Raw genomic sequence first — 3,532 nt, forward strand, 5'->3', positions numbered from 1 at the left:
GACGATAGGTAGGACCGGCAGCGCGAAGCAGGCCACGGTCCACCAGGTTCGCACTTTTTGTGGCGGCAGCAGCTCGAGCCAGGCCGGTCCCGCCGCGACGAAGCCGAACGCAAACAGCACACCGTAGCTCGCAAAGTAGCCGAGTTGCAGGCCCCAAACGTTGACGCCTACGGGCCAGAACGCCCGCAAGGCCACGGCGCAAGCGCCGGTCGCCCATGCTGCGCCGAGCAGTGCGGCATCGGATGGCCACGGCCGTGGCCCGTTTGCTTGCTGCGGTTGAACGCGTTCGACTGATCGCGCGCTCACCCATACGACTGCCGCGCACGCGAAGAGTAGCAAGGCTTGGGCGAACCAAAGGGGGCCGTTTTCGAACGTTCCGGCGCGCAGTAGGCGGGTCCATGTTTGAACGAAGGGATGGCCACGCGACGTCTGTGCCATGGCGATCGTTACCGGTCCGAGGATCCATCCAAAAAATAGCAGTGGCAAGCCGAGCCGCTTCAGCCGGTCCATCACGTAATGGCGCAGCCCGTGTCGGTTGATAGCCGCTGGTGTGAGGTATCCCGCGAGCAGGAAGAACATGCCCATGAAGAAGGCTTGGTTGACCGTGCAGAAATAGACCAGCAATGTCGACGACAGCGAGCGGTCTGTGGGCACCTCACGGTAGAACCATCCCCCCATCGCCCCATAGGTGATAGCGGCGTGGTGCATCACGACCAGAAGCGTCAGGCTCGCACGCAGTGCGTCGAATCCGGCGTTGCGTGCGACGCTGTGCCCGACTTGGCGGTCGGTCGATGTCGCCTCGATCCCATTCGAGGCGGACAGATCGGTTGCGAACTGCGGGTCGTGCACACTGCCGATCCCGGGTGTCGTAACGTGTGGACGGATGGTCATGGTTCGGGCCGGCGTCTAGACGTTCCGCTCGGCCGATCGACGCCCAGGTAGTAGCCTAGGGCCGACGAACCGCGATTTGATAGCACGCAGCAGCATCAGCACAGCGCCGAAAATGAAAACCCACCTTGACCAGGTGACCCTTCCCGACTGACAGACATCCAGCCCTACGAGCAGGCCGACGATGACCGCGAATCGCAAGAGGCGGTAGTGCAAATAGGAAAGCATCGGCGCGGACTCGGGCGGCCCAGACGAGACCACACCCAATGAAGTCGGCAGAGAGGACGAGGGCAGCACCGGAGCGGCGACCGGAGGCGGCGGGCTCAGTCGTGCCAAGTCGACCCCAAACGCCGCCGCGAGTGACATCCGCGTCTCGGCGGACGCGTTGGCCTCAGATTCGACGCGCTGGATGGTGCGCAAACTCAAGCCCGTCACGGCAGCCAAATGCTCCTGCGACCAGGCACGTTCCTCGCGCAACTTCCGGATAACTTCAGGATCGACTTTCATGGTGTCCATTGTGTGCTTCCTGGCTGATGAAACTAGCTGAGATCGAAGGCGGCCGCAAAGATGCAGGAGCTGTGCTGTGGAGTTTCGCTCCGCTCCTCGTTGCGCATCACGCCATGAAGCCGCCAATCGACGCCAATGGGCCGCCAGCCGCCAAATGGCGTAGGTTTCAATATCCGGTTGAGCTATACCTTAACCGGATGTCAGGCTGCCATGCTCCAATGCCTGGGCCATGGACAACAGCAATGCAAGGTTGGGATTAGCCATGGGCCACTTCCTGGGTCGGGTTAATCAACGCCGCTAAACGCTGGGCAGCCATGCCGCGTTCACGGGCACGGCCTGCGCGCAGCGCATCAAACAGCGCCAGCATTTCGTACAACTTGGCATCCTGCATGGCCGCATACGGCACGCTGGGGTGCAGCGGCCGTAGCCCGATGCCTCGCACCGCGCCTTCGGCATGGGGCCACACCATCGCGTCAGAACCAGGCGCGAAAACCCCCGCAAACGCAGGTGCGCTGTGGCTGGTGGGCACGCCCAGCGTCAAACCCAGCTTTTCGGCTGGAAACGCGTACTTGGCCCCATGCACCGCAAACTCGGCCAGGTTGCGGGGGTTCGCACGGGCCGGGTTGTCGCCCCCGACAACTTGCGTCAGCTCAGAGGCCGAAAGCCGCGTCCGCCTAGCCAAGCGGTAAATCGCACCCGGCTCATGTGCAGCCACTGCCCCATGCACAGCCGCTTCCAATGCGTTGACCGCCAACAACCCGGCTTGCAAACCCCGCTTCACGCAAGCATGGGCTTCTGACGTACTCAAACCCAAGGCATGCGCCAGCGCGGCATACGTCCAACGCTGCCCACTCCAGGCTACTAGCTTAAGCGCCACCAGAAAGTCTTGTGGTTTGAGTTGCATATTCAATATTCGCGATTTGCGAATATTGAATATAACAAAAAGGATGTTGAATTGCAAACCAGCAGGCTAATCCCAAGCGTCGTGCCGCGCACGCCGCTCCTGGCGGTAGTTGGTCACTTCCAAACGGATCCCGTCGGGGTCGGCAAAAAACGTGGCCCAGTAGTCCGGCGCGTACTCCGGGTACAGCCGGGCCGGTGTGGCATCCAGACCCGCCGCACACAGTTGCTCGGCCACGGCCTGCACGTCGGCGACGGTGTCCACACGCAGGCAAAAATGGTGCAACCCGGGCGCGTACGGGTCGTGCGGCACACCACTGCGCGCCGGGCGCAGCACGAAGCCGAAATGACGGTTGAAGTACTGGATGTGCGGATCGCCAGACAGGGCAAACGTGTTCTTGCGAAACCCCAGCGCAGCCACCAGCACCTGGTCGTAAAACGGCTCGGCCCGCGCCAGGTCGGACACGGTGATGTAAATGTGGTCGACACCCATCACTTCGGGCATGGTGCAATCCTGAATCGGTGAATAGGTTAATAGGTTAAACAGCCACAGCGCCATCCACGGCTTTGCTGTACGCAAAAAACACCTCGTCGCGCACCCAGCCGAGTGACGCGTACACCGACTGCGCGGCCAGATTGGTCTTGGCCGTGGTCAAGTCCATCCGCCCTACGCCCTGGCTAGCCGCATACTGCTCGGCCGCCTGCAACAGTACCCGCCCCGCGCCCGACTTGCGCGTATCCGGGGCCACAAACAGGTCGTACAGCACGTAAATGGGCGCGGCGGCCACGGAGCAAAACGACGGGTATAGCTGGCAAAACCCCAGCACCGCCCCAGCCTCGCCCTGCGCCACAAGGATGGTGGACTCCGTGTTAGCCATGCGAGCCTGCAAAAAGGCCGTGGCCCGTGGCAGGTCCGGTGCCTGGTCGTAAAACTGGCGGTAGGCATCGAACAGCGGCGCAATGGCAGGCAGGTCGTGCGGCGTGGCTAGGCGGGTAGACAACAACATCGGCAACATTTCCTAAAAATTCGGCTTGGCAACCATCAGATAAAACACCCCCAGCATCGCCACAAACGCGGGGTAGCCTAGCCACTCCCACCAACGCGCATAACGCCAGTAGCGCGGCGGCAATGGAGTGTCTGTCTGCAGGGCAGCTTGCGCGATCGCCGCCATCTGGATCTGCAGCCACACCACGGGCAACCAGCAGAGCCCGGCCAACACAAACAGGCCCGCCGACA

Annotated in this window: 6 protein-coding genes; all 6 read right to left on the minus strand. The window is 62.3% G+C overall.

Annotation, left to right across the window (positions count from 1 at the left end):
• On the minus strand, positions 1-891 hold an 891-nt coding region (locus ABI213_RS00360; RefSeq protein WP_348025636.1), incomplete at its 3' end, for an acyltransferase.
• A gap of 15 nt (positions 892-906) precedes the next feature.
• Positions 907-1,404 (minus strand): helix-turn-helix transcriptional regulator, encoded by a 498-nt coding sequence (locus ABI213_RS00365; RefSeq protein ID WP_348025638.1) that lies wholly within the window; start codon positions 1,402-1,404, stop codon positions 907-909.
• A 247-nt stretch (positions 1,405-1,651) separates the two neighbouring features.
• Positions 1,652-2,299 (minus strand): hypothetical protein, encoded by a 648-nt coding sequence (locus tag ABI213_RS00370; protein ID WP_348025640.1) that lies wholly within the window; start codon positions 2,297-2,299, stop codon positions 1,652-1,654.
• Positions 2,300-2,365: 66 nt separating this feature from the next.
• A complete protein-coding gene (locus ABI213_RS00375; protein ID WP_348025642.1) occupies positions 2,366-2,800 on the minus strand; it encodes a VOC family protein in 435 nt (144 codons plus the stop codon).
• A 34-nt stretch (positions 2,801-2,834) separates the two neighbouring features.
• Positions 2,835-3,302, minus strand: coding sequence for a GNAT family N-acetyltransferase (locus ABI213_RS00380; protein ID WP_348025644.1), 468 nt, complete (start codon positions 3,300-3,302; stop codon positions 2,835-2,837).
• A 12-nt stretch (positions 3,303-3,314) separates the two neighbouring features.
• Positions 3,315-3,532 (minus strand): DUF2269 family protein (locus tag ABI213_RS00385; RefSeq protein WP_348025646.1); only part of this gene is annotated, 218 nt, incomplete at its 5' end.

This window comes from Rhodoferax sp. (assembly GCF_039922535.1).
Classification (GTDB): Bacteria; Pseudomonadota; Gammaproteobacteria; order Burkholderiales; family Burkholderiaceae_C; genus Rhodoferax_B.

Excerpts from the sequence above, each read along its gene's own strand:
- ABI213_RS00365 (WP_348025638.1), bottom strand. The coding sequence starts at position 1,404 with ATGGACACCATGAAAGTCGATCCTGAAGTTATCCGGAAGTTGCGCGAG.
- ABI213_RS00370 (WP_348025640.1), bottom strand. The coding sequence starts at position 2,299 with ATGCAACTCAAACCACAAGACTTTCTGGTGGCGCTTAAGCTAGTAGCC.
- ABI213_RS00375 (WP_348025642.1), bottom strand. The coding sequence starts at position 2,800 with ATGCCCGAAGTGATGGGTGTCGACCACATTTACATCACCGTGTCCGAC.
- ABI213_RS00380 (WP_348025644.1), bottom strand. The coding sequence starts at position 3,302 with ATGTTGTTGTCTACCCGCCTAGCCACGCCGCACGACCTGCCTGCCATT.